The 26,079-nt window shown below is 69.1% G+C and carries 19 protein-coding genes; 13 read left to right on the top strand and 6 right to left on the bottom strand.

The window, feature by feature from the left end; all coding sequences use genetic code 11:
- The first annotated feature begins 28 nt into the window (after window positions 1-28).
- From glgA to ACFQQD_RS08540, 10 genes are read left to right on the top strand one after another with little or no spacing between them, the layout of a single operon-like run.
- Entirely contained in the window at window positions 29-1,225 is a 1,197-nt protein-coding gene (gene glgA / locus ACFQQD_RS08585; protein ID WP_378090055.1) for a glycogen synthase, read from the top strand.
- Window positions 1,222-2,166 carry a polysaccharide pyruvyl transferase family protein gene (locus tag ACFQQD_RS08580; RefSeq protein WP_378088312.1) on the top strand — a complete coding sequence of 315 codons (945 nt, stop codon included), beginning with the start codon at window positions 1,222-1,224 and terminating at the stop codon, window positions 2,164-2,166. The genes glgA and ACFQQD_RS08580 overlap by 4 nt, the downstream gene beginning before the upstream one ends.
- 57 nt (window positions 2,167-2,223) lie before the next feature.
- Window positions 2,224-3,864, top strand: coding sequence for a carbamoyltransferase (locus tag ACFQQD_RS08575; protein ID WP_378088310.1), 1,641 nt, complete (start codon window positions 2,224-2,226; stop codon window positions 3,862-3,864).
- On the top strand, window positions 3,861-5,549 hold the full coding sequence (locus ACFQQD_RS08570) for an HAD-IIIA family hydrolase (protein ID WP_378088308.1): 1,689 nt from the start codon (window positions 3,861-3,863) through the stop codon (window positions 5,547-5,549). The genes ACFQQD_RS08575 and ACFQQD_RS08570 overlap by 4 nt, the downstream gene beginning before the upstream one ends.
- Window positions 5,546-6,622: a glycosyltransferase family 9 protein gene (locus ACFQQD_RS08565; protein ID WP_378088306.1), complete on the top strand. Its 1,077-nt coding sequence runs from the start codon at window positions 5,546-5,548 to the stop codon at window positions 6,620-6,622. The genes ACFQQD_RS08570 and ACFQQD_RS08565 overlap by 4 nt, the downstream gene beginning before the upstream one ends.
- Window positions 6,619-7,605 carry a glycosyltransferase gene (locus ACFQQD_RS08560; protein WP_378088304.1) on the top strand — a complete coding sequence of 329 codons (987 nt, stop codon included), beginning with the start codon at window positions 6,619-6,621 and terminating at the stop codon, window positions 7,603-7,605. The genes ACFQQD_RS08565 and ACFQQD_RS08560 overlap by 4 nt, the downstream gene beginning before the upstream one ends.
- The gene (locus tag ACFQQD_RS08555; RefSeq protein ID WP_378088302.1) at window positions 7,605-9,461 is read left to right on the top strand and encodes a glycosyltransferase; all 1,857 of its coding nucleotides are present in this window, start codon (window positions 7,605-7,607) and stop codon (window positions 9,459-9,461) included. The genes ACFQQD_RS08560 and ACFQQD_RS08555 overlap by 1 nt, the downstream gene beginning before the upstream one ends.
- A complete protein-coding gene (locus tag ACFQQD_RS08550; protein ID WP_378088300.1) occupies window positions 9,458-10,909 on the top strand; it encodes a PfkB family carbohydrate kinase in 1,452 nt (483 codons plus the stop codon). The genes ACFQQD_RS08555 and ACFQQD_RS08550 overlap by 4 nt, the downstream gene beginning before the upstream one ends.
- Window positions 10,899-11,918: a glycosyltransferase family 9 protein gene (locus tag ACFQQD_RS08545; protein WP_378088298.1), complete on the top strand. Its 1,020-nt coding sequence runs from the start codon at window positions 10,899-10,901 to the stop codon at window positions 11,916-11,918. Before ACFQQD_RS08550 ends, ACFQQD_RS08545 begins: the two co-directional genes overlap by 11 nt.
- A 43-nt stretch (window positions 11,919-11,961) precedes the next feature.
- Window positions 11,962-12,948 (top strand): UDP-glucuronic acid decarboxylase family protein, encoded by a 987-nt coding sequence (locus tag ACFQQD_RS08540; protein WP_378090053.1) that lies wholly within the window; start codon window positions 11,962-11,964, stop codon window positions 12,946-12,948.
- A gap of 16 nt (window positions 12,949-12,964) precedes the next feature.
- On the opposite strand, the gene ACFQQD_RS08535 is transcribed toward ACFQQD_RS08540, so the two are convergent.
- From ACFQQD_RS08535 to ACFQQD_RS08525, 3 genes are all read right to left on the bottom strand, one after another.
- Window positions 12,965-14,812 (bottom strand): glycosyltransferase family 2 protein, encoded by a 1,848-nt coding sequence (locus ACFQQD_RS08535; protein WP_378088296.1) that lies wholly within the window; start codon window positions 14,810-14,812, stop codon window positions 12,965-12,967.
- A gap of 78 nt (window positions 14,813-14,890) precedes the next feature.
- Complete coding sequence (locus ACFQQD_RS08530) at window positions 14,891-17,014, bottom strand: acyl-CoA dehydrogenase (protein WP_378088294.1); 2,124 nt, start codon at window positions 17,012-17,014, stop codon at window positions 14,891-14,893.
- A 70-nt stretch (window positions 17,015-17,084) separates the two neighbouring features.
- Complete coding sequence (locus ACFQQD_RS08525) at window positions 17,085-17,753, bottom strand: TetR/AcrR family transcriptional regulator (protein ID WP_378088292.1); 669 nt, start codon at window positions 17,751-17,753, stop codon at window positions 17,085-17,087.
- A 106-nt stretch (window positions 17,754-17,859) separates the two neighbouring features.
- Between ACFQQD_RS08525 and ACFQQD_RS08520 the strand changes: the two genes are divergently transcribed.
- From ACFQQD_RS08520 to ACFQQD_RS08510, 3 genes are read left to right on the top strand one after another with little or no spacing between them, the layout of a single operon-like run.
- Complete coding sequence (locus ACFQQD_RS08520; RefSeq protein ID WP_378088290.1) at window positions 17,860-19,236, top strand: acetyl-CoA C-acetyltransferase; 1,377 nt, start codon at window positions 17,860-17,862, stop codon at window positions 19,234-19,236.
- A gap of 39 nt (window positions 19,237-19,275) precedes the next feature.
- Window positions 19,276-20,694 carry a 3-oxoacyl-ACP reductase gene (locus ACFQQD_RS08515; RefSeq protein ID WP_378088288.1) on the top strand — a complete coding sequence of 473 codons (1,419 nt, stop codon included), beginning with the start codon at window positions 19,276-19,278 and terminating at the stop codon, window positions 20,692-20,694.
- Between the two features lies 1 nt (window position 20,695).
- A complete protein-coding gene (locus ACFQQD_RS08510) occupies window positions 20,696-21,589 on the top strand; it encodes a MaoC/PaaZ C-terminal domain-containing protein (RefSeq protein WP_378088286.1) in 894 nt (297 codons plus the stop codon).
- Here the strand turns inward: ACFQQD_RS08510 and ACFQQD_RS08505 are convergent.
- From ACFQQD_RS08505 to ACFQQD_RS08495, 3 genes are all read right to left on the bottom strand, one after another.
- The gene (locus tag ACFQQD_RS08505) at window positions 21,576-22,835 is read right to left on the bottom strand and encodes a glycosyltransferase (RefSeq protein ID WP_378088284.1); all 1,260 of its coding nucleotides are present in this window, start codon (window positions 22,833-22,835) and stop codon (window positions 21,576-21,578) included. The two genes, ACFQQD_RS08510 and ACFQQD_RS08505, sit on opposite strands and share 14 nt — an antisense overlap.
- Window positions 22,832-25,030: a 4-alpha-glucanotransferase gene (gene malQ / locus ACFQQD_RS08500; RefSeq protein WP_378088282.1), complete on the bottom strand. Its 2,199-nt coding sequence runs from the start codon at window positions 25,028-25,030 to the stop codon at window positions 22,832-22,834. The genes ACFQQD_RS08505 and malQ overlap by 4 nt, the downstream gene beginning before the upstream one ends.
- 127 nt (window positions 25,031-25,157) lie before the next feature.
- Window positions 25,158-26,075, bottom strand: coding sequence for a hypothetical protein (locus ACFQQD_RS08495; protein ID WP_378088280.1), 918 nt, complete (start codon window positions 26,073-26,075; stop codon window positions 25,158-25,160).
- Window positions 26,076-26,079: the final 4 nt, after the last annotated feature.

Below are 26,079 nucleotides of genomic sequence, written 5' to 3'. Positions count from 1 at the left end.
GTTCTCTGTGCTCCACTACGTTGAGCAGGTGCGGATCGACATGGTGACCAAGGAATTCCCCCCGGAGATCTACGGTGGCGCCGGCGTGCACGTCGCCGAGCTGTCCAGGGTTCTGGCCGGGCGGCTGGACCTGCGGGTCCATGCCTTCGGCGAAGCTCGCGACTCTGACTACCACGGGGCGACGGTGAGCAGCTACGGGATCCCCCGAGGACTAGAGGATGCTAACGCGGCCGTGCGGACTCTCGGCACGGACCTGGCCATCCTGCCGAACCTGGCCGGGACGGACCTGATCCACACCCACACCTGGTACGCGAACCTGGCCGGCCACCTCGGCGGACTGCTGCACGGTGTCCCGCACATCCTCTCCGCCCATTCACTGGAGCCTCTGAGACCGTGGAAGGCTGAGCAACTCGGTGGCGGATATCGCGTCTCCACCTGGGCCGAGGCCACCGCCTACTCCTCGGCGGCCGCCGTGATCGCCGTGTCCGAAGGCATGCGCCGCGACATTCTTGCCGCCTATCCGGACGTCGATCCGGAGCGGGTTCGCGTGGTGCACAACGGGATCGACACCGAACTCTGGACGCCTCAGACGGGGGTGGAAGCCCTTGAGCGACATGGCATCGATCCGCGTCGACCGACCGTGGCCTTCGTCGGCCGGGTCACCCGACAGAAAGGCGTTCCACACCTATTGCGTGCCGCCGCACAGCTCGACCCCGAGGTGCAGCTGGTGCTGTGCGCCGGGTCCGCCGACACCCTCGAACTGGCCGCCGAGGTCAACAGTCTCATCGCCGAACTGCAGTCCACTCGAGATGGCGTGGTGGTGATCGAGGGTATGCTGCCGAGAGCGGAGATCATGCAGATCCTCTCCCAGGCCACCGTCTTCGCCTGCCCATCGATCTATGAACCCCTGGGGATCGTCAACCTGGAGGCCATGGCGTGCGGGACCGCCGTCGTGGCCTCGGCTGTGGGCGGCATTCCCGAGGTCGTCCAGGACGGCGTCACCGGGCGTCTGGTGCCGCTGGCGCAGGCGAGCGACGGCACGGGCACGCCAGTGGATCCGGAGCAGTTTGTGCGTGATTTCGCCGCCGCTCTCACCTCCGTACTCGACGATCGCCAGCAGGCAGCCCGGATGGGCCACGCCGGACGGCAACGCGCCATCGACCATTTCTCGTGGGATGCCATCGCCGGCCGGACGGTCGAGGTCTACGAGTCCGTTCTGCGGTGACTGCCTCCCGAGTCCTGATCACCGGCTGGCCGTCCCTGCTGCACGGCGAAGCCACCGCCGGGGACGTGTTGGCCATGCGCACCGTGGAACGGGCGCTGGACCGGGCGGGCATCGGATACGACACGGCGTGGAGTCGGGTCATGTGCCCACCGGGCGGCCTGGCCCTGGACGACGCCGATCCCGAGCACTACAGCCATCTGGTGTTCGTCTGTGGCCCTCTCACCGGTGCCGCCATCGCCGAGTTGCACGAGCGTTACGCTCACTGCACCCGGATCGCGATCGGCGTCAGCGTCATCGATCCCGGAGACCCGGTCGTGGCGGGGTTTCATCAGGTCATCGCCCGCGACCGGCCGGGCGAGGAGCCGCGACCGGACCTGGCGACCTCCTCAGCCCCACGCGGGATGCCCCTGCCGCCGGTCGTCGGCGTGTTCCTCACGGCGGGCCAGCGGGAGTACGGAGCACGACGTCGGCACGAGACGGTGCGGGACACAGTCCAGCGGTGGCTGACCCACCGTGATGCCGCCCGGCTCGATCTGGACACCCGGCTCGATCCTCGGGACTGGCGATTGCCGTCATCGCCGGAGCAGCTGCAGTCGGTGATCGGGCGGCTGGACGCGGTGGTCACGATGCGGATGCATGGTCTCGTCTTGGCGCTGGCCTCGGGCGTTCCCGCTGTGGCGGTGGACCCGGTGGCCGGCGGGGGCAAGGTCTCGGCACAGGCTCGGGCCCTCGGTTGGCCGACGGTGCTGACTGCGGACGACGTCACCGAGGTGACCCTTGACGCGGCCCTGGACTGGTGCCTGGCCGAAGGCCGATCCCTGGCCGCAGAGTTGGCCGAGAACATGGCCTCACGGAGGGACACCGATGGTCAGGTCGACCTTGGATTGTCGGAACTGATCCAGGTACTGAAATCACCGGAAACCGCTCCTGACACGCGGTAATCCGCCGTCCAGGCCGCGCTCCCGGCCGCCCAGCGGATGGTATGCAACACTAACTGGGTGCGCTATCTGGGAATCAATGCAACGTTCCACGACCCGGCCGCTGCTCTGGTGGTCGATGGGAGAGTCGTCGCTGCCGCCGAGGAGGAGAGGTTCTCCCGACGTAAGCACGGAAAGCGGCCGGTGCCGTTCTCCGCCTGGGAACTCCCGGAGCAGTCCATGCGCTGGGTGCTGGCGGAGGCCGGCATCACCGCCGCGGACCTGGACGGGGTGGGATATTCCTTCGATCCCGAGCTCGCGGCGGAGATCCCTGATGACCCGTACGACCACATCCGGCAGGACTACGTCCACCGGGCGCCCGGGTTCATCGCCGAGGCCCTGCCCGGGCTGGACCGCTCCCGCGTCAGCTTCGTTCAGCACCACGTGGCCCACGCCGCATCCTCCGGTCTGGCCGGTCCCTACCGCAGCGGTGCGGTGCTGGTCTCGGACGGCCGCGGAGAAGGGCATTCGTACCTGGCCGGCGAGTACGTGGACGGAGAGCTCTCCATCCTGGCCCGTCAGCCGCTACCCGATTCGCTGGGGCTGGTCTACGAATCCCTGACCGACCACCTCGGCTTTCTGCGCTCATCGGACGAGTTCAAGGTCATGGCGCTGGCCTCCTACGGGCAGCCGCGTTTCCTGGAGGAACTGCGGGAGTTCGTGCACGCCACCGGCGATGGAGGATTCACCGCCCGCGCTCCGGAGTGGGAGCGGTTCGCCCCCCGACGCATCGACGACGGCACCTGGGGAGGACCGCATGCTGACCTCGCGGCGTCCGTGCAGGCGGTGGTGGAGGAGACCCTCGTGGAGCTGGCTCGTTGGCTGCGCGAACAGACCGGGCAGCGCATCCTGACCATGGCCGGCGGCACCGCGCTGAATTGTGTGGCCAACTCCCGGATCTGGCGCGAAGCCGGCTATGACGATGTGTGGGTCCAGCCGGCGTCGGGCGATTCCGGCACGGCGCTCGGTGCGGCCCTGACCCTGGCGCAGCAGGCCGGGGATCTCGCTGAGCCGGCACCGACCGCCGCCCTCGGCCGGAGCTGGACGGACGAGCAACTGGCCCAATGGCTGGACACCGCCCAGGTCCCCTTCACCACGCCGGGATCCCGCGAGGCGCTGGCTGATGAGGTGGCGGAGATCCTCGAGGGCAATGGCGTGATCGCCTGGTTCGACGGCCGCAGCGAATTCGGTCCCCGGGCCCTGGGCCACCGGTCTCTGTTGGCCAACCCGATCCACGCGGACAACCTGGAGCGGCTCAATGACGTCAAGGGCCGGGAGCAGTTCCGTCCGGTGGCGCCCATGGTCCTGGAGGATCGGGCCGCCGAGATCTTCAGTGGCGGACCGATTCCCAGTCCGTACATGCTTTTCACCCACGAGGTGGCTCCGGCATGGCGAGAACGCATCCCCACCGTCACCCATGTGGACGGCTCCGCGCGGATTCAGACGGTCAGCGACCGGGACAATCCCGGCATCGCCGCCCTGCTCAGGGCCCTTGATCGGCGCACCTCGGTTCCGGTGGTCGTCAACACCAGTCTGAACACGGCCGGTCGGCCCATGGTGGACGACCCTCGTGACGCCCTGGAGCTGTTCGGCTCGGCGCCGGTCGCCGCTCTGGTTCTCGGCCCTCATCTGGTTCGCCGCGCGGAGTTCTTTGCCTCATGAACAACCCCGTGAACAGCCCCGCGAGCAACAACACGAGCGTCCAGGGAAGCACACCGTCCTCGTACGCACTGGTGATTCCCTCCGTCGGCCGGCCCTCACTGGACCGCCTGCTGGAGACGGTGGCCGCTCTGGACACCGATGACCAGCACCCCGCACCCGTCGACATCGTCGTGGTGGACGACCGCCGGGAACCGGAAGACGCCCACGAGCCGCTGACTCCGTTGACTCCCACCGTGGCCGGCGAACCCGTCCGTGTGGTCCGCGGTTACGGCCGGGGCCCGGCCGCGGCACGCAACCGCGGCTGGCGCGCCGTCGACGCGTCTGTGGAATGGATCGCCTTCGTGGACGACGACGTCGAACTGCCGGTCGACTGGGCGCGGAAACTGGTCGAGGACCTCGCTGACTGTCCGCCGGAGGTCGGGGCCACTCAGGGTCGCATCACCGTTCCGCTGCCGGCTGATCGCCGGCCGACCGACTGGGAACGCAACACCGCTTCCCTGGAGGACGCTGACTGGGCGACGGCGGATATGGCCTACCGACGCCGCGTCCTGGAAGAGGTGGGGGGATTCGACGAGCGGTTCCCCCGGGCTTATCGCGAGGACGCCGACCTGGCCCTGCGGGTTCGTCAGGCCGGTCATCGGTTGGTGCGGGGCCAGCGGAACATCATCCACCCGGTCCGCCCCGCCGACGATTGGGTCAGTCAGCGGGTCCAGTCCGGCAATGCGGACAACGCCTTGATGCGCCGCCTTCACGGACCACAGTGGCGTGAGCGGGCTGAGGCACCGCCGGGCGCCTTCGGCTGGCATGTGGCCACGACGTCGGCCGCAGCCCTCGCCGTGCTCGGTGCGGTCGGTGCTGTGGCCGGTCCACGGCGCTCGAGCCCGGTGGCCCTTTCCCTGGCCGGAGCCGGGGCGCTGGGTTGGGCCCTGTTGACGGGGCGGTTCCTGGCGGGCCGTTTGGCTCCGGGGCCGCGCCCGGGAAATCCCGAGTTCGCCGATGAGGTGCGCCGGATGGCCTTGACCAGTGTCACCATTCCACCCAGCGCCGTCCGGCACCGGCTCCGTGGCTGGCTGGAGCATCGGACTGCGGGTCCCTGGCCCGTGCGTCCCCGGGCCGTGCTCTTCGACCGGGACGGCACCCTGATCCACGATGTCCCCTACAACGGGGATCCGGAGCGGGTACGGCCCGTCGACGGCGCCCGAGAACTGCTTGAGCGCATTCGCGCAGCGGGGCTGGCCACCGCCGTCGTCAGCAATCAGTCCGGTGTGGCCCGTGGGCTGATCACTCGTGACGAGGTGGACGCGGTGAATGCCCGGGTCGACGAGCTGCTAGGCCCCTTCGACTCCTGGCAGGTCTGTCCCCATGGGCCGGACGATCAGTGTCAGTGCCGCAAACCCGCCCCGGGCATGGTGCTGGCCGCGGCGCAGGCACTCGGGGTGCGCCCTGAGGAATGCGTCCTCGTGGGTGACATCGGGGCGGACATCGAGGCCGCCCAGGCCGCCGGTGCTCGCTCGATACTGGTACCCACCTCCGTCACCCGCGCCGAGGAGATCGTCGACGCCCCGGTCACGGCACCCCACCTCGGTGCCGCCGTCGACCTCGTTCTCACGTGGTCCTCCGGACAGACACAGGCCCCGACGCCGTCATCGACCCCCTCCGGGGACGGTGACCGGGCGGGCACATGAGGCGCATTCTGGCGGTTCGACTCGACTCCGACGGTGATGTCCTGCTCACCGGGCCCGCGATCCAGGCGCTGGCCCGTATCGGCACCGTGGACTTGCTGGCCTCTCCCTCCGGCGCCGCGGCCGCGCGATTGCTGCCGGGCGTGGAGACCGTGCTGGAGTTCTCCGCACCGTGGTCGGGGTTCCGTCCGCCACCCGTCGACGTCGCGGCCACGAACCGGTTGGTCGAGCGGCTCCGCGAACCGGGATACGACCAGGCGGTGATCTTCACCTCGTTCCATCAGAGCCCCCTGCCGATAGCCCTGCTGGCTCGGATGGCGGGCATCGAGCACATCGTGGGCACGAGCACGGACTACCCCGGCTCGTTGCTCGATGTGCGGCTCAAGCGCCCCGACCCACCCGGCGGCGGCCATGAGGTCGAGGCGGCGCTGGAGGCGGCCGTCGCGGCAGGGGCTCCGCGTCCGGCCCATCCCCGCCTGCAGGTGCGACGACCGCTTCCCGAAATGCCCGAACACCTGCGAGAGGCCCTGGACGGCAGACGCTACGTGGTGCTGCACCCCGGTGCCTCCGTCCCGGCCCGAGGCCTGCTGCCCGACCACGCCGCCACGATCGCGGCGGCACTGGTGGACGCCGGTCACACCGTGGTGGTCACCGGGGGGCCGGCCGAAAAGGACCTGGTCGCGGCCACTGTGGAGGGCGCGCGGCAGCAGTGTCCGGAGGGTGCCGTCCTCGATCTGGCCGGCCGCACGGACCTGCCCGGGCTGGCTGCGGTGCTCGACGGCGCCGACTGCACGGTCGTCGGCAACACCGGTCCGGCGCATCTCTCGGCCGCCGTCGGGACGCCCGTGGTCTCCTTGTTCTCGCCCGTGGTGCCGGCCGATCGTTGGCAACCCTATGGCGTGCCCGTCCGCCTGCTCGGCGACCAGCACGCCGCCTGCCGGGACAGCCGAGCGCGCGACTGTCCGATCTCGGGCCATCCGTGTCTGAGTTCGATCTCCGGCGCGGAGGTCGTCGCCGCCGTCGCGGAGCTGAGGACAAGCACTGAACCCCCGTTGACGCCCGGAGGAGACCGATGAAGATTCTGATCTGGCACGTGCACGGCTCATGGATGACGGCGTTCGTCCAGGGTGCTCACGAGTACCTGCTGCCCGTGGACGAGGAACGGGGACCGGACGGCCGGGGCCGGGCCCAAACCTGGGACTGGCCGGCCTCGGCCCGCGAAGTCACGGCGGAGCAACTGGCCGGGGAAGTGGCCGGTGACGGCGGGTCCAGTGGTCGCCCCGATCTCGTCGTGCTGCAACGCCCGCATGAGGCCGCCCTTCTGCAGGAGTGGACCGGACTGCGGGCGGGCGTCGACGTGCCTGCCGTCTACCTCGAGCACAATGCGCCCACCGGGTCCGCCGCGGCGTCTCGGCATCCCTACGCCGATCAGGACGCCATCCCGGTCGTGCACGTCACCTACTTCAATCAGGTGATGTGGGACACCGGCACGGCTCCGACCGACGTGATCGAACACGGGGTCCTGGACCCCGGGGCTCTGTACACCGGTGAGCGCGGTTCTCTAGCCGTCGTCGTGAACGAGCCGGTGCGCCGAACGCGCGTGGCCGGTACCGACCTGATGCTGCGGTTATCTCGTGAATTGCCGGTGGAGGTCTACGGTATGGGCATGGACTCGCTGGCATCGGTCGCTCCCTGGCTTGGGGGTTCTCTGCACGAGAACCTCCGGCAGTCCGAGTTGCACCATGCCCTGGCCGCCCATCGCGCCTACTTCCACCCCTACCGGTGGACGAGTCTGGGCCTGGCCCTGCTGGAGGCGATGACGCTCGGCATCCCCGTCCTGGCGCTGTCCACCACTGAGGCGGCGCGGGCCGTTCCGGCCTCGGCCGGACTGCTCAGCAACAACCTGGACGAGTTGGCACAGCGAGGCCGGCAGTGGCTGGACGAACCTGAGCTGGCCGCGGAGGCCGGCCGTGCGGCACGGTCGCACGCCAAGGACAGATACGGACTCGAGCGCTTCCTCGCCGACTGGGACGCACTCGTGGAAAGGGTGGTCGCCTGATGGATATCGCACTGGTATCAGAGCATGCCTCGCCCTTGGCCGCGTTGGGTGGCGTGGACGCCGGCGGGCAGAACGTCTTCGTCGCCGCACTCGCGACCCAGCTGGGCCGGCGAGGTCACCGGGTCCGGGTCTATACCCGCCGAGACGACGCCTCCCTGCCCGAATGCGTGGAGGCCGCCCCCGGAGTGGCGGTGATCCACGTGCCCGCCGGTCCGGCCGAACAGCTCCCCAAGGACGAGCTCATCGCCTACATGGACGAGTTCGGCCGCTGGATGTCGGCACACTGGCGGCGGGACGGGGTGCCGGATATCGTGCACGCCCACTTCTGGATGTCCGGAATGGCGGCCTCAGCGGCCGCGTCGATCGCACGCATCCCGATGGTGCAGACCTTCCACGCACTGGGCGCCGTCAAGCGCCGCTACCAGGGATTGGCGGACACCAGCCCCGCCGAGCGATTGGGCATCGAGGCGTCCCTCGTGGCCGACAGCGACCTCGTGCTGGCCACCTGTCGTGACGAGGTCGATGAGCTGATGGGCCTGGGCGCCGATCCCGAGCGGGTCCGAGTGGTGCCCTGCGGGGTGGACGCCGAGGCGTTCACGCCCGCCGCTTCTTCATCCAGCACCGCCAACCACGGACGCGCCGCCGACGATCCCGTGCGGCTGGTCGCGCTGGGCCGGCTGGTCGAGCGCAAGGGCGTGGACGTCGTCGTGCGTGCTCTGGCGCAGCTGCCCGGTGCGTGCCTCACGGTGGCCGGGGGACCGGAGCCGAGCGATCTTCAGGACGATCCCGAGGCGGTGCGCCTGACGGCGCTGGCCGAGGAGTACGGAGTGGCCGACCGGGTGAGCCTGACCGGCCGCGTCGGACGGGACGAGGCGGCACGGCTGTTGGCTTCGGCTGATGTCGTCACCTGTACCCCCTGGTATGAGCCGTTCGGGATCGTGCCCCTGGAGGCGATGGCGTGCGGCCGCCCGGTGGTCGGCTCGGCCGTGGGCGGCTTGTTGGACAGCATCGACGACGGCACCACGGGCCTGCTCGTGCCCCCGCGAGACGTCGACGCCACGGCCGCCGCCATCCGACGGCTCGCCGAGGATCCTGCGCTGGCCGCCCGCATGGGTGAGGCCGGACGCGAACGCGTCCAGCGGCTCTTCAACTGGGAACGGGCGGCAGTGCTGACCGAGGAGGCCTATCAGTCGGCACTGAGCACATACGAACGGAAGCACCCGAGCCGTCCCGAGGCCACCCGCAGACGGCTGGCTGATCACCGCACCGAGCTCGACCGCGTTCTGACAGAACTGGAGAACGACGCCGGTCTGCTGGATCGCTGGGGACGTCGCCTGTTCGAGTTGGTCCGGGACGGTGGTCGCGTCCTCGCGGCCGGCAACGGCGGCAGCGCGGCGGAGGCGCAGCACTTCACGGCCGAGCTCGTGGGCCGCTTTCAGGGCGACCGGCAGGCGCTGGCGGCCGTGTGTCTGTCCGCTGAGACATCCTCGCTGACGGCCATCGTCAACGACTACGGCGCGGACGAGATGTTCGCCCGGCAGGTGCAGGCGCACGGCCGGGACGGGGACGTGCTGGTCCTGCTCTCAACGAGCGGCACCAGTTCGAACGTGATGGAAGCGGCACGACGTGCACGGCAGGAGGGGCTGCAGGTGTGGGCTCTGACCGGCCGTGGGCCGAACCCGCTGGCCGCCCTGGCCGATGAGGCCATCTGCGTGCCGGCGGACACCACTTCGGTGGTTCAAGAAGCACATCTCGTGCTGCTGCACACACTGTGTGCTGTGATGGAAGAGGGTTTCACGCACCGGCATCCAGGTCCGGACGCCGTGCCGGGTCGAGACAGGAGGAGATCGCCATGAACCCGCGGATCGTCGTGGTGGGAGACGTACTGCTGGACCGAGATGTCACGGGAATTTCCGAACGACTGAGTCCCGATGCCCCCGTTCCTGTGGTGGATGTCCAGCACGTCCATGCCAGTCCCGGTGGTGCAGGACTGGCCGCGCTGCTGTGTTCGGGCGCCGCCGGTGGGTTACCGGGAGAGCCTCCCGAGGTGCTCCTCGTGGCGCCGATGGCCGACGACGACTCCGCAGCCGAGCTGCGCGAGGCCATGGCCAGTATCGACATCCATGCTCTGGGCCATGAGGGCGGGACCCGCACCAAGACGCGGATCCGCAGTGGGGGACAGACCCTGGTCCGGGTCGATGAGGGCGGCTCCGGCAAGCCGGTGGACGTCGATGCCGGGCGTCTGACGTCTTTGTTGGCCCGGGCCGACGTCATCCTCGTCTCCGACTACGGCGGTGGTGTGACCCACGACCCGACCGTGAGGCGGGCCCTGAGCGAGGCGGCCCCGCGGGTGCCGATGGTGTGGGACCCGCACCCGCGCGGAGGCGAGCCGGTGACCGGCTGCACCGTGATCACTCCCAACCTGTCCGAAGCCCGCGTGGCTCTGTCCTCGCTCGGCGCTGCGGCGCCGCTTCCCTCGGAGACGCCCGACGACGAACTGGCCGAATACCTGCGCGTGGGCTGGGACGCCCGCTCGGTGGCGGTGACCGCGGGTGCCAGTGGCGCCTTCCTCGCCACCTCCGGGACGGCCGAACTGATCCCGACCACCCCGGTGGACTCCTCTGACCCCTGCGGGGCCGGTGACCGGTTCGCCGCGGCCGTCGCCGTCCATCTCGCCGACGGCGCCTCGGTGCACCGTTCCGTGGATGCCGCCGTGACAGCGGCGGCCCGCTGGGTGGAGGCGGGCGGTGCTGCCGCCTTTCGCGATGGTCGCATCGGCCCCCGAGGAACAACGTCGGACCGCCAGTCGGCGGACCGTCCCCTGGCCGAGGACCCGCACGAGGCGGCGATCCGTGCGGTGGCCGCCACCCGTGCGCGCGGCGGCACGGTCGTGGCCACGGGCGGGTGCTTCGACGTCCTGCACCCCGGCCACCTCGAGACCCTGCGGCGCGCTCGTGCTCTCGGTGACGTCCTCGTGGTGCTGCTCAATTCCGATGACTCCGTGACGCGGCTGAAGGGCCCCGCCCGGCCCATTGTCGGCCAAGAGGATCGAGCATCCCTGCTGATGGGGCTGCGCGATGTGGACGGCGTCCTGATCTTCGAGGAGGACACTCCCGGCGCGGCGCTGGACCGGTTGCGGCCGGACATCTGGGTGAAGGGCGGTGACTACAGCCCCGAGATGCTGCCGGAGGCCCCGCTCGTGCGGTCTTGGGGCGGCCAGGTCGAGGTGCTGCCGTATGTGGAGGGCCGCTCCACCACCAGCATTGTGGAGCGCATCGCTGCTGGAAATGTGGATGCGCACTGAGGCTCGCGGGTCAGACCAGGTGCTGCGGCCCGACGATGTCCTCGTCCTGCGCGCCCTGGGGCTGGGTGACGCGCTGACCGGCGTCGCGGCTCTGCGGGGACTGCGACGCCGGTATCCTCGCCGCCGGATCGTGCTGGCCAGCCCGATCGCCCCCGGTCGTCTGCTGCAGGAGCTGGGGATCGTGGACGAGATGCTGCACCTGTCCGGGCTGGTGCCGCTGCCGGATCTTCCTGCCGGGCTGACCGCGGTGAACCTGCACGGCCGCGGTCCGCAGAGCCATCGTCTGCTGCAAGCGGTGCGCCCCGCCCGGCTCATCGCGTTCGCCTCCGCCGAGGCCGGGCACACCGGTCCGGCGTGGAGGCCCGATGAGCACGAGGTCGACCGGTGGTGCCGACTGGTGCGTGAGGACGGCGCGGAGTGTTCCCGTGAGGACCTGCGGCTGAGAAGCCGGTCCCGGGCGGACGAGGAGCGAGCGCGTCGTCAGGGACGAGGTCCGGTGGTGATCCATCCCGGGGCCGCCTCGGCGTCGCGGCATTGGCCTGCGGATCGCTGGCGCCAGGCCGCCACCGAACTGGCGAGCAACGGGATCCGGGTGCTGGTCACCGGATCGCCTGCCGAGGCGCACCTGGGCGAGGCCATCGCCGCGGGGTTGGACGGCGTCGAGAATCACACGGGCCGCTACGGCCTGGGCGAGTACTCGGCAGTGATCCGTGAGGCCGAACTGGTGTTGAGCGCTGATACCGGGGTGGCACATCTGGCCACCGGCTGGGCCGTGCCCTCCGTGGTGCTCTTCGGCCCGGTACCGCCCGAGCGGTGGGGACCGGCCATTGATCCCGATCTGCATACTGTGTTGTGGCACGGTGACCCCGAGGCTGATGCGTGGGGTGACCCGCACGGGGACACGATCGATCCGCTCCTGGACCGGATCACCGTGGATGAGGTTTTGGATGCAGCACAGACACACCTGAATGCCCGACTCGTCCCAGAAAGGACCCACCGTGAGCCCTGAGAATGATCAGCACCAGTCGGAGGCCCTCGCCCAGCTCAGTCGTCTGGGCGGGCGGACCATTCGCCGCGCCGTTGTCACCGGCGGGGCGGGCTTCCTCGGCAGTCACTTGTGCACCGAGCTGCGCCGCCGAGAAGTGGAGGTGGTCTGCCTGGACAACTTCCTCACCGGCAATGCCGTCAACATCGAGCATCTGATCGGTGACCCCGGATTCCGGCTCGTGCAGTGTGACGTCACGGACTATCTCCACGTTCCCGGTGACGTCGACCTCGTCCTGCACTTCGCCTCTCCGGCGTCGCCGATCGACTATCTGAAACTACCGATCCACACCCTCAAGGTCGGCTCGATCGGCACGCTGCACGCCTTGGGCCTGGCCAAGGACAAGGGAGCGCGGTTCATCCTGGCCTCCACGTCGGAGGTCTATGGAGATCCCCAGGTGCATCCCCAGGCCGAGGACTACTGGGGCCACGTCAATCCGGTGGGGCCGCGAGGCGTCTATGACGAGGCCAAACGGTTCGCCGAGGCCATGACGGTCGCCTATCGCGGCCAGCACGGGGTGGATACCGGGATCGTCCGAATCTTCAACACCTTCGGTCCCCGGATGCGCCCGCGTGACGGTCGAGCCATCCCCACGTTCATCCGGCAGGCCCTGGCGGGGGAGCCGCTGACCGTGACCGGCGACGGAGCACAGACGCGATCGGTCTGCTACGTCTCGGACCTGGTGCGGGGCATCCTCGCCCTGGCCTGGAGTGAACACGCCGGACCGATGAACATCGGCAACCCCCACGAGCTCTCAGTCCTGGAGATCGCTCAGGACGTCTTGGAAGCGACCGGGTCAGACTCGCCCATCGAGTTCATCGGCCGCCCGGTGGACGATCCGATGGTCCGCCGGCCGGACACCACCCTGGCTCAGCAGGAGCTCGACTGGTCCCCGGAGGTGCCATGGCAGGAGGGCCTGGCGCGAACGGTCGAATGGTTCCGCTCGGCGGTGGACGACGACCACCTGGAGACGGTCACGGGCCGACTCAGCTGAGTCGTCAGCTGAATCCTCAGCTGACGTACTGCCGGGCGCTGCTGTGCCGCTGGGAGTACTCGAGATCGAGGAATCGCCGCTCCACGTGCGGGGGCAGCACCCGGCGCTCGCGCAGCACCCAGCCGGCCCCGGCCACGGCCTCGGCGATGCCGGCAGCAGTGGTCCGGTCGCGCGGTGCAGCCGCCAGCACATCCCGCGTGCGCCGCAAGGCCGCTCCGACGGGGCGGCGAAGCCAGATGAACCACAGGGTGTTGCGTAAGCCGTGACGACGGCGCAGGTGCGGATCCCGCGCCGTCGAAGCCTGATGGTGGACCACCACGTCCGGAAGATGGCAGAGCTCCCAGCCGGCGGTGGCGAGATCGGCGGCCATGAGTTCCTCTTCGCCGCCGAGCCACAGTCGCCGGCTGAACCCGCCGACGTCGCGAAACGCCTCGGTGCGCATGATCGAGGCACCGGCCAGAAAGCTGCCCAGCGCGGGCCCGGGCAACCAGTCGGGGCCGGCGACGGGGGAGTGTTCCAGCTCGGCGTTGATGGGATCCTCCCGGGCTCCGGGTTCCACGAGGATCTTGCCGGTGATGACGCCGAGCTTCGGGTGGCGGGAGAGCACCTCGGCGGCCGCGGTGAGGGCGCCCGGCTCCCACCACGTGTCGTCGTCACAGAAGGCGACGAATTCCGTGCTCGCCTGCTCCACACCGAGATTGCGGCCGACGGCCCCGAGGTTCTGTTCACTGGCGATGAGCGTGACCTGTGGTTCCTCCGCGTATCCCGCTCGGATGGCCTCGGCTGTCCCGTCGGTCGAGCCGTTGTCCACGACGATCACGGGCGGCCGGTCCGGAAGGGCGACGAGCCGCTCCAGGGATCGCAGCGCCTCGTCCCGCCGGTTGTAAGTGATCATCACCACCGAGACCCGCTCGTGAAGGTGCTGCTCGCCCGCATCGCCCGCATCGCCGGCACCGGCTGTGCGAGATCCCCGGCTGACCCGCGTGGTCCAGCCGAGCCGGGCGATTGCTGTCTCGACCGCTTCCGACACCGGCCGTCGTCGGGCCAGGGCCGACGGAATCTTGGGCACGGTGGAGACCAACGCGCGCCGTCCGCGCTCACCCTGATCCCAGGCGGAGGAGACCTGACGTGCCACGACGTCCCAGGACCGCCGCATCAGTGCGGACAGCACACCGCTGCGCAGCAGTTCGCGCTGCCGGGTCTCGCCGGGTTCGCGGTGTGTGGAGGGGTGGTGATGCACGAGCAGCTGCGGCGCATACGCCAACTCCCAGCCGGCGTCCGCCAGATCCCACGCCACCCGCTCCTCTTCCCCCGGGAAGCGGACCACCGGGTCGAACCCGCCAACGCTCAGGAAGGCCTCACGCCGGACGATCGCCGCGCACGCCACGAATCCCATCAGTCGAGGCCCGACGCCGGCCTGGGACGGTCCCAGCGGAGAGGCCGCCAAGACCTCGTTGATCGGGTCGGGAGTCTCCTCGGGTCCGACGGCAATGGACGCGGCCAGCAGACCCAGGCTCGGGTGGTCGTCCAGCAGCCGTTCCGCCGTGGCGAGGGATCCTGGGGCCCACCAGGAGTCGTCGTCCGCGAAGGCCACGTAGTCCGTGGTGGCCAGCCGCGCGCCGATGGTGCGTCCGACGGCACCGCGATTGCGGCGGAGACGGACCACGCGCACGCCGGGGAAGGCCGCCTCGACGGCACCGGGTGAGCCGTCGGTGGAGGCGTTGTCCACGACGATCACCGGCGCCTCATGGTGACCGAGGTAGGCCAGGAGCTCCTCGCGGCGATTGCGGGTGGCCACCACCACTGTGGTCCGTGGGTGGGGCTGGACAGATCGTCGGTTCGCCTCTGCCGCTGCGTGCATCATGGTCCCCTCAGCTTCCCTCAGCTCGTCTCCGGTCGCGCCTTCGGTGGCGTCTCTGCCGAGCCTAAGTCACGCCCCGCATCACCTTCGACGCTGACGCAGCGTCTTCTCATGCACCGGCGCCTCGCCGGAGGCCCGCAAGCGGCGGAAGTACTCCGCCGCCTCGTCTTGGCGAGCAGCTTCCTCCCCGCTGGCCACCTCCATCCGGAGGTGCTCCGGTTCATAGCCGAACGCGTCCACCAGGTCCTGAGCGTGCGGTCGCAGACGAGCCGCCAGTCGGTTGATGTAGGAGCGCAGAGTACGGGCACGCTGCGGTGAGATGCGACCGGTCTCCAGGAACCAGCCGAGGTCATCCTCGATGACTCGGAGAGCGAAGAGGTTCCGCAACCAGGTCATGATCCGCCGCGTGTGATCGTCGTCGATCGACTCGACCGCGCGAGTGAAGGCCTCCCACTCGAGCAGCTCGCCGTGGTTGCGGGCGGCGTCGATGAGGTCGGTCTGATGGTCGTTGAACGTGGCGGCCTGCTCGGCTGGGGATTTCTTCGCCACCGGCATCAGCGCCTGCGCGACCGCCGCGGTCTTGGTGCGGACCCGGTCCTCCAGCAAGGCCCTCTGAACGTCGGTGTCCTTGAACCAGCTGGCGCTCTTGCGCTCGGAGCCGGCGTCCTGCACGGACTGCACCATGCGGCGAAGCCCGGAGCGGTTGACCATCGCCTCGGTGGCCTGCCCACGGACGTAGCGGGACAGAGCGCCGATCGAGAGGTTGGTCAGATCCTTGGAGTAGTCGGAGAGCAGGCGCTTGCCGACCAGTTGCAGCAGGACGTTGTTGTCGCCCTCGAAAGTGACATAGATGTCGAGGTCGGCACGCAGAGAGGTGAAGCGGTTCTTGGCGATGTATCCCGCCCCGCCGCAGGCCTCACGTGACTCCTGCAGGGTGTCCAGAGCGTTCCAGGTGGTCAGCGGCTTGATCGCGGCGGCCAGGGTCTCCAGTTCCTGGCGGTCATCATCCGTGTCGGCCTCTCCCGAGAATACGGAGTCGAATTTCTCGAGCAGCTCGTTGGCGGCGAAGGTGTCCGCATAAGTCCTGGCCAGCCGATCAATGAGGCGGCGCTGATGCAGCTGGTAGTCCATCAGCACCTCCTCTTCCGTGTCCGAGCCCGCGTTGAACTGCCGCCGCTGGTTGCCGTAGGTGATGGCACCGGACAGCCCGACGGCGGAGGCGGCCGCACCGGCCATGGCCAGGGACACCCGCCCCTGGACCAGGGTGCCGATCATGGTGAAGAACCGCCGCCCGGGGGACTCGATCGGGGAGGAATAGGCGCCGGACTCGTCCACGCTGCCGTACCGGTTCAGGAGGTTGGTCCGCGGGATGCGTACCCGGTCGAAGTGCAGGCGCCCGTTGTCGATGCCGTTGAGGCCCCCCTTGTACCCGTCGTCCTCGCCACCCACGCCCGGCAGGAAATCACCGGCACCGTCCCGGATTGGCACGTAGAAGGCGTGGACTCCGTGGTTGACGCCGTGGGTGATCAGCTGGCCGAAGACCACCGCTGCCTTTCCATGCAGGGCCGCGTTGCCCAGGAACTCCTTCCAGGCTGCCTTGAAGGGGGTGTGAATCTCGAACTCGTCGGTCTCCGGCTGGTAGGTGGCCGTGGTGGCCAGGGAGGACACGTCCGAACCGTGACCGATCTCCGTCATGGCGAAGGCACCCGGGACATTCAGGTTCAGGGCGTCGGGCAGAAACCGCTCGTGATGCGATTCCGTGCCCAGGTGCAGGATGGCCGCGCCGAAGAGTCCCCATTGGACGCCGGCTTTGATCTGCAGCGACGGATCAGCACTGACCATCTCCGTGAAGGTGGCGATGTTGCCGCCGTGGTTGTCCTCCCCGCCGAAGCGCTTCGGAAACGCCTTCTGGACCTGTCCGAGGTCGACCAGGATCTTCAGCTGCCCCAGGACCCGTTCACGATGCTCCTCCATCGAGATGTTCTCGAGCTTGTGCAGCTCGGGGTTCTTGGCGTTCCGTCGGCCCTCGCGGCGTTCCTTCGCCCAGCGGCCGAGCAGGAGTTGTTCGATCCGATCACGGTCGAGCCCGCCGGGTTCGGCAGCAGAGATCGCGCTGAAGGATCCGGTCAGGTCGTCGGCTTCCGGGGTCGGGGGAACCGTGGCCGGCTCAAGGCCGGCAGTGGCGTTCGCATCAGTGGTGGTCATGACTGCTCCTGTTCGGCGAGTGAAGCGGTGGATTCACCCAGTGGAAGGCGATGGATTCGAGTGGGCGGGCTCAGGACGGATCGGGAACCTTGGCGTAGCTGCCCGTCAGCCCGATCGTCAGCCACGCGGTGATCTTGCGGGCCAGCCGATCTGCGGCCGGGCGTTCGTTCGGCGGCGACGCCAGCCAGGTCTCGCCGGCCGAACGGACCATCCCGATGGCGGCGCGGGGCCAGTACCAGGTGGCGGACGCCGGCGAGGGGCTTCGCTGCTGTTGATGCAGGTACTCACGGAAATGCACGTCGATCACGGAGGCGATCCGGTCGAAGAAGTCGGCCATGGCCGCGGGCTGCCCGTCGGGGCCAGCCGGCAGTCGCGTCGAGAAGGCATAGACGTGGGGAGAGGACTCGGCCAGTCTGAGATAGACGGACACCATCGAGTACAGACCGTCCAAGGGGTTGTCCGAGGTCTCTGCGGCGGACATCAGCTCCCGTTCCATGAACTCGATGGCGCGCTGTCCCACCGCCACTTGCAGACCGTTCTTGTCCCCGAAATACCGATAGAAGACGCTCTTGGAGGTTCCCGCGTGCGCAGCGATCTCGTCCATGGACGCCTGGGGTCCGAGGTCGTGCACCGCGCGCCGCGCTCCGCGGATCAAGTCGGCACGGCGCTGCAGCCGGTGCTGCTCCCAACGGGTGTTGCGACCGTCCGCGCTCTCCACGCTGTCCACTGCGGTATTCACGATACCGAGCGTATCAGGTACTGTGAGTGTCAGTAAGCCCCGTCACGTTTCCCTCACGGCCCTCGGTTGATCCACGACCTGCCGTGACCACCTCGAAGGGACCACCATGAGCGAGTTCAATTCCTCCGCCCCGTCCGATGCGACCACTGACACGAGCACCACAGCGGCCACAGCGGCCACGGCTGCCATCGCCGGTGGTCGGCTCCGTCCGGCCGTCATTGTGGGCGGAAATCGGACGCCGTTCGCGCGTGCCCACGGTGCATATGCTTCGGTGTCCAACAAGGACCTGCTCACCTCGGCGCTGAGTGGACTGGTGGCTCGATTCGGGCTCCAAGGAGAACGGATCGGAGAGGTGGCCGCCGGAGCGGTCATCAAGCACAGCAAGGATTTCAACCTCACCCGGGAGTCGGTGCTGGGCACCTCGCTCGACCCGACCACTCCGGCTCACGAGGTGCAGATCGCCTGTGCCACGGGCATGGAGGCGATCGGTGGACTGGCGAACAAGATTCGTCTGGGCCAACTGGATTCCGCCATCGGCGGCGGGGTGGACAGCATCTCGGACGCCCCCTTGGTGTTCAACGACGCCGCCCGAGCGGTCCTGATGGAGTTGAACCGCGCCCGCACGGCTCAAGACCGGATCAAGGCCGTCCTGAAGTTCCGCCCGGGTCATCTGGCCCCCGAGGCACCCGGCACCGAGGAACCCCGCACCGGACTGTCCATGGGCGACCACCAGGCCCGGACCACGCTCCAGTGGGGCATCTCCCGTCAGGCCCAGGATGAGCTCGCCCTGGCCAGTCATCAGAACCTCGCTGCCGCCTATGACCGTGGCTTCTTCGACGACCTCGTCACCCCGTTCGGCAAGCTGTCCAAGGACAACTCCCTGCGGGCGGACTCCACTCTGGAGAAGCTCGGTACGCTGAAGCCGGCCTTCGGTCGAGATCTCGGATCGGACGCCACCATGACCGCGGGCAACTCCACGCCGCTGACCGACGGCGCCTCCACCGTGCTGCTGGGATCCGAAGAATGGGCCGCAGAGAAGGGACTACCGGTCCTGGCCGAATTCGTGGACTTCGAGACCGGTGCCGTCGACTTCGTGGACGGCAAGGAGGGCTTGTTGATGGCCCCGGTCTACGCCTTGCCCCGGCTGCTGCGGCGCCAGGGTCTGTCCCTGCAGGACTTCGACTACTACGAGATTCACGAGGCCTTCGCCGGCACCGTTCTGTCCACTCTGAAGGCCTGGGAGGATGAGGAGTTCTGCCGTTCCGCGCTGGGGCTGGACGCCCCGCTCGGTTCCATCGACCGGACCAAGCTCAACGTCAACGGCTCATCGCTGGCAGCCGGGCACCCGTTCGCGGCCACCGGTGGCCGCATCACCGCCACTCTGGCGAAACTGTTGCATGAGAAGGGACCGGGATCTCTGGGCTTGATCTCAGTGTGCGCGGCCGGCGGTCAGGGCATCGTCGCCATCGTCCGCGGACGCTGATCGAGTCGCCCGAACCAGCAGCACTGAACAGGAGCACTGATGACTGACACCTACACCGCTCTCGTCAACCAACCGATGGGCCGCAAGATCGCCCGCGCCCTCGGTCTGCCCCAGCCGGCCGCGTTGCGCCGGTACGAACCGGGACAGAACCTCGTCGACGGATCGGTGCTGGTTCTCGGCGACGGTCCAGCGGCGGAGGAGTCCGCCGAGATGCTCCTCGGCTGGGGACTGGAGGTCCGTCGGCAACCGGGGGACGACGACCTCTATGGCGCGGTCATCGCCTGCTATGACGGGGTCGGCACCCCGGCGGACCTCTCGGCGACCACTGTGGCGCTGGGATCGGTGCAGCGCCAGCTGGGGCCGAGCGCCCGAGTGATCACGGTGTTCCGCGATCCCAGCGGCACTGCTGAACCAGCCGTGCGGGCGGCACGCCGTGGCGTCGAAGGGCTGACCCGGTCGCTGGCTCACGAGATGCGCCGGGGTGGCACCGCCAACGGTCTGGTCCTCGGGGAGAACACGGCGCTCTCCGTTCCCGGGGCCGCTGGAGCCTTGCGGTTTCTGCTCTCCGCCAAGAGCGCCTTCGTCTCCGGTCAGTTCATCCCCGTCATCACCGACGGCGGCACGGTTCCGCAGGACTGGGACCAACCACTGGCCGGCAAGGTGGCCGTGGTGACCGGTGCCGCCCGGGGGATCGGGGCCGCCATCGCTGCCACGCTGCACCGCGATGGCGCCACCATCGTGGGGGTGGACGTGCCGGCTGCCGGGGAGGCGCTGGCCGGCGTCGTGAATTCGCTCTCCGGGACCGCGCTGCAACTGGACATTACCGCACCGAGCGCCGGAGAGACGATTCTGCGGCACTGCGCCGAGCGCCACGGCCGCCTCGACGTCGTGGTCCACAACGCCGGCATCACCCGGGACCGGAAACTGGCCAATATGGACGCGAGCCGATGGGATTCGGTGATCGCGGTCAACATCGAAGCGCAGTTGGCCATGAACCGGACGTTCCTCGCCGCCGCCGGTCAGGGAGTCGACGGCCAGGCGGTCGTGGGACGAGACGGCCTGCACATCGCGTCGTTGGCCTCCACCTCCGGCATCGCCGGCAACACGGGGCAGACCAACTACGCCGCCTCCAAGGCCGGCGTGATGGGCATGGTCGCGGCGACCGCTGGACTGATGGACCCATCGGCGCCAGCCGGTGGCTCCGACGGCTCCAGCGTTGAGGGCACCAGCACGCCCCACGGCACCATCAACGCGGTGGCCCCGGGCTTCATCGAGACGGAGATGACCGCGAAGATGCCCCGGGCCACCCGCGAAGTCGCCCGACGGCTGAACTCCCTGCAGCAGGGCGGGCTGCCGGTGGACGTCGCGGAAGCCGTGGCGTTCCTCGTCTCCGATGCTGCCGGAGGAACGACGGGCTCCACGCTGAGAGTCTGCGGCCAGGGCATGATGGGAGCCTGAGATGGAACGCGAGACCATGACACCTCTGCTGTCCAGCTACCGCAAAGCCCTGACGAGAGCCGCTGGCGATGCCGTCCTCCGTCGCCGCCGCCCACCGGAACTGCCAGGACACGCCGTGGTGGTCCATGATCACGTGATAGACCCAGAACTGGTGGATCAGTACGCGAGGTTGTTCGCGCCGGCCGCCACAGCGCCGGATCCTGCCGACCTGCCGTCGGTCCTGGTCCACGTCGCGGCCTTCCCCGCAGCCATGGAACTGATGGCCGACGCCGAATTCCCGCTGCCGCTGCTCGGCCTGGTCCATCTGCAGAACCGCGTCGACCACCACGCCCCCGTTCCCTCGGGTGTCCCGCTGGAGATCGCCGCCTCGGCCACGCATCTGGCACCGCACCACGCTGGCACCACCGTGGATCTCGTGGTGACAGTCCACGGACCTGGCGATTCCGGTTCACCGCAGGTGTTGTGGGAAGGCACCTCCACGTACCTGGCCACCGGCGTACATCTGCATGGCCACGACCGTCCCCAGCGAGCCGCCCGCCCGACCTTCGTGCCCCCGCCGTTGACCGCCCGGTGGACGTTGCCCGCCTCCACCGGCCGCGACTACGCGGCGGTCTCCGGCGACTACAACCCGATCCACCTGAATCCCGTGGCGGCCCGGGCCCTGGGACAGAAGAGCATGATCGCCCACGGCATGTATCTGGCCGGTCGGATGCTGGCCGGTCGAGAACCGGAGGGCGCAGGACACTCGTGGAGCATCGATTTCGCCACCCCGGCCAGGCTCCCGGGAACGGTGTCGCTGCACTTCGGGCACCCCGACCCCGGTACTACCGAAGTGACGGCCTGGAACGCCCGCTCCGGCAAACCTCATTTCACCGGGATGATCACGGTTCCCTAGAGGGCGCGGAGGAGAGGTGTTCGTAGGCCGTGGACATCTGCGCGGCCATGGTTTGCCATCCGAATCCGCGAGCCCGCCGTGCGGCCGCTGGACCCATCGACCGCCAGGACTCTAGATCAGCGGCGATCGACTCGAGTTCATCGGCCCAGGCCTCGGGACTGAGCCCGTCCACGAGTCGGCCGGTCTCGCCGTCCGCCACCGCGTAGGTCAGGCCGCCGACCCGGTGCGCGAGCACGGGGGTGCCGCAAGCCTGAGCCTCCAGAGACACCAGGCCGAAGGACTCGGAATAGCTGGGCACCACCACGACGTCGGCCGCGCGGTAGAAGGCTGCCAGTTCCTGCGCCGAGACCGGTCCGGACATGGTGCACCAGGAATCCAGGCCGGACTCGACCACGTGACGCTCCAGGTCGAGATCGGAGGCGCCCGACATCGCTCCGGTCAGATGCACGGCAACCGCCGGCCGTCCAGGATCCCGGCGGTTCACCAGCTCGGCGGCCTTGATCACCACTTGGGGCCCCTTGTGCGCCTGGATCCGCCCGGCGAACAACACCGTGAGCGGAGCCGGTCGGCCCGGCCAGTGGGAATCACCGTCGGGCCGGAACACCGTGGTGTCCACCCCCGGGGGAGTCACCTGGATCTTGGACCGGTCCGCACCGTAATGGTCCACGAGCTCTTCCCGTTCGGCGGGGGTGTTCGCCACCAGGAGGTCGGCGGCGGTCGCGATCCGCTGCTCGGCGCGCTCCCGTTCCTCCGGCTCGACGGAGCACTCGTCATGGGCGTTTTTCACCGCCGCCATGGTGTGCATGGTGTGCACCACGGGTGCGTGGTTGAGGGAGGCGGCCACGGCCAGTCCGGCCAGTCCTGAGAGCCAGTAATGCGAATGGACCACCCAGCGGCAGTCGCTTCCGTGGCACCCACCGGCGGCGATGAGCGCCCCCGGGGCGTTCCGGGCGAAGTCATCGATCCACTGAGAGAGGTCTTCCTTGGGCAGCGGTGTCGCCGGCCCGGCAGGGACGGGAACCACCGTGGCCCGGGCCGCCCCGGTTAACGAGGGCACCGGAAGCTCCCGGACACGCTGCCCCGGCCGGTCCCGACGCGTCAGGATCCAGACCGGATGACCGTTGGCGGCCAAGGCAGTGGCCAGCTGCCGGACGTAGACGTTCATGCCACCGGCGTCGCCCTGGCCAGGCTGCGCCAACGGAGAGGTGTGCAGGGACACCATCACCACGCCCCACGAAGCCGTCACGAGTGCCCGTGGCGGTGGTGGTCTTCGGCGTGGGACTCAGCGGCGCCGCGCAGTTCCCGATCAACCGCATCGAGCAGTCGAGCGAATCCCGGGACGGCGTCGAGATCGTCGATCAAGACGGGCCGTCCCTGCGCATCGGCCAGCGGGATCTCCCAGTTGGGGTACTCGTCCTGCTGGGTTCCCGGCTGGTTCTGGATGCGCTGTTCACCCACCGCATCCACGAGCGCGACCCCGTGGAGCATCGAGGGCGCCTGGGCGAGGTATCGGTGTAGGGCCACCACGACGTCGGCCACATCGGCCGGGTCCGTCAGGTCCGGTTGCGCTCCGGCCGGATAGAAGCCGCTGTTCTGGAGCGCCCGGAGAAAGACATCACGTTCCTCGGCGGCCCTCTCGCGTTCCCGCTGCGGATCGGTCAACAGACCGAGGCGCTCTCGCAGGTCCACGTGCGTGCCGGCGAGGTAGCCGGCCGTCGGAGGCAGGTCGTGGGTGTTGACGGAGGACAGACACTGCACGCGGTAGTCCTGTGGCGGGCGCGGGCCGTCGTCGAGCTGTTCGAACCAGAGGATGGAGGTTCCAAGCAGTCCCCGCTGGGCCAGGTAATCCTGGACCCAGGGTTCGAACGTGCCTAGATCCTCGCCCACGACGACGGCTCCGGCCCGTTGAGCCTCAAGCGCCAGGATGCCGATCATGGCCTCGTGGTCGTAGGTGACATAGGCGCCCTCGGTCGGTGGCTTGCCCACGGGGACCCACCACAGCCGGAACAACCCGAGGATGTGGTCCACCCGCACGCCGCCGGCCTGGCGCAACACCGACCGGAGCATGTCCCGGTACGCCCGGTATCCCGTCTCGGCCAGACGCTGCGGATGCCACGGCGACTGGGACCAGTCCTGACCGCGCTGGTTGTACATGTCGGGCGGGGCTCCCACGGACATCGAGGCCACCAGCTGATCCTGCAGCACCCATGCGTCCGCGTTGTTCCGGTCCGCACCGACCGCGAGGTCCTGCATCAGGCCGAGCCGCATGCCGGCGTCGAGCGCGGCCGACTGGGCCGAGGCGCGCTGGTCATCACAGAGCCACTGCAGCCACCGGTAGAAGTCGATCTCCTCGGCGAGGTCCGACCGGAACCGTTCGGCGAGGGCTCCGCCGGGGACCAGCCCCGGGTCCTGCCAGAGCGGATCGTCCGCGGCATACGCGGCCCGCAGCGCGCACCACAGTGCGAAGTCGTCCAGGCCGGGGCCCTCCTCCTCGCGGTACGCCTGATACGCGGCCGCGCGCTCCGGCGAGGGGGCGACCCGGTGCAGCCAACGCAGGGCGCGCAGCTTCGCGGCGTAGACGGCATCACGGTCGAGAGCATCGGCGCTGAGATTGTCCCGACGCCGGGCAGCCGCCATCTCGTCGACGAGGACCCTGCGCCGAGGGCTCAGCATGGCGTACTCCGGGAGATCCTCGATGCGCAGATACATCGGGTTCGTGTATCGCCGGGTCGAGGGGGAGTACGGGGAGGACACCACCGGGGGTTCGGGCGTGGTGGCGTGCAGCGGATTGGAGAGGACGTAGTCACCGCCGTGGGCGGCGGTCTGCACGGCCAGCTCCGCGAGGTCGCGGAAGTCACCCACGCCCCACGACGCCGACGACCTCGTCGAGTACAGCTGCACGGACAGGCCCCACCCTCGCCGGGTCCGGAACGAGTCAGCGGTGTCGAGTCGTTCGGGAGTGACCACCAGGGTCGCCTCCACATCCGGAGTATCGTCCAGTCGTGCGACCAGCCGATGCCAGCCGAGGGGAAGGTCCTTGGGCACCCGGAAGGTGGCCTGGCCGATGAGGTCACCGTTGACCTGTTGGGGCTCGGTGAAGTCCTCTAACTGCTCGAGCGTCCGCTGGGAGCCGTCCTCCAGCACGACGTCCAGCGTGACGGCGCTGCCGTGGGGGACTCGGACCTGCACCGAGGTCTCGGAGCCGCCCCGGGCGACGGTCGTCTCGGGGAGAACGCGCCGCCATGGTTCCAGCCGTCGTCGTTCCAGAGCCGTCTGCAAGCCCGCCGTGCCGTCCGGCTCGACGTGGCATCCCAGGGCGGCCAGCACCGCGACCAGGGTTTCGTCGGAAACGGGATACTCGTGCCCGTCGTGCCCTCGATAGGACGGCTGGACACCGTAGGCATACGCCAGCCGTTGCAGCAGTTCGCGCGCTTCGGTCATGGCGGGCGGGCCTCTTTCACCTCGGGTCGGGGGGGCTACCGGGGTGCCAGCAGGACCCCTCAGCCCTGATTATCGCAGGCGTCCCGCCAGCCACCGCAACAACCGGTGAGAGAGCACTCCCAGGTGATCACACCGCGAAGCTCGGCGGCAGGCAGTGCAGCTGCCGTTCCGTGAGCCCTCTTCTGAGGCGGTGAATGTGCTCGGAAGAGTACTCCGGGGCGGGCTCGGTCTTCAGTGGGGTGCGAGAGGACCAGGTGAACGTGACCGAGTACCGATCGCGAGCCACCGGGGGAGTGGCGCGGTGCAGCAGTCGACAGTTATCGGCCACGACGGCGGTCCATTTCGGACCAGTGGCTGTCCTTGCGGCCCCCGGTGACGTCACCGAGGCGACTTTGGCGTCATCGACGAATCCGGCGACATACCGCAGAGCCGCTACGGCGTGCAGAGTCTCTGCCAGGGGAATGTAGGCGTAGGGACCGCCGTCGTCATCGACGTCGTTGAGCCAGATGAGGATCTTGACGGTACGCCGATCCTCGGCATCCCGGTGCCATTGGCGCACGCCGACGGTCTCATTGTTGCTGACCTCGCGCCGCACATCGGCACCGTAGTACCGCGCGGGCACGCCGAGGTAATTCTCCACGAGGTCCAGGAGGCGGTCTTGGAGTCCCCATTGCCAGAGAGTGGGATCCGCCAGCAACTCATCCAACGAGGGGCGCACCGTACTGGCTTCAGAAGGGGAGAGTTCAGAGGGGGAGACTCTGGACAGCGAATCGACCAGTTCCTCGAGGGTCGTCCTGAGGCTATCGGTGTCGGGTATGCCCAACTGCTCGAGGGAGGTGATCAGCACTCCGTCTCGTTGCAGCGTGCAGACCACCCCGGCCTGGGCCGGGTCGAGTGGCGGGAGGAAAGGCGCCCAGTTGCGACGCCGTTCTTCGTGCCTGCCGTCAACCGCCCAACGGACGGGGGTGAGACGGGTCAGGACCTCGCGTTTGATGCGGTTGGAGACGCGGCCCATCGGCCTGATGACTGCCTCGGCGGGGATCATGCCA

Origin of the sequence: Citricoccus sp. GCM10030269 (genome assembly GCF_042665635.1) — a bacterium.
GTDB lineage: Bacteria > Actinomycetota > Actinomycetes > Actinomycetales > Micrococcaceae > Citricoccus.
Note: the sequence above shows the minus strand (reverse complement) of the source record. Positions and strands in the feature narration are given on the sequence as shown.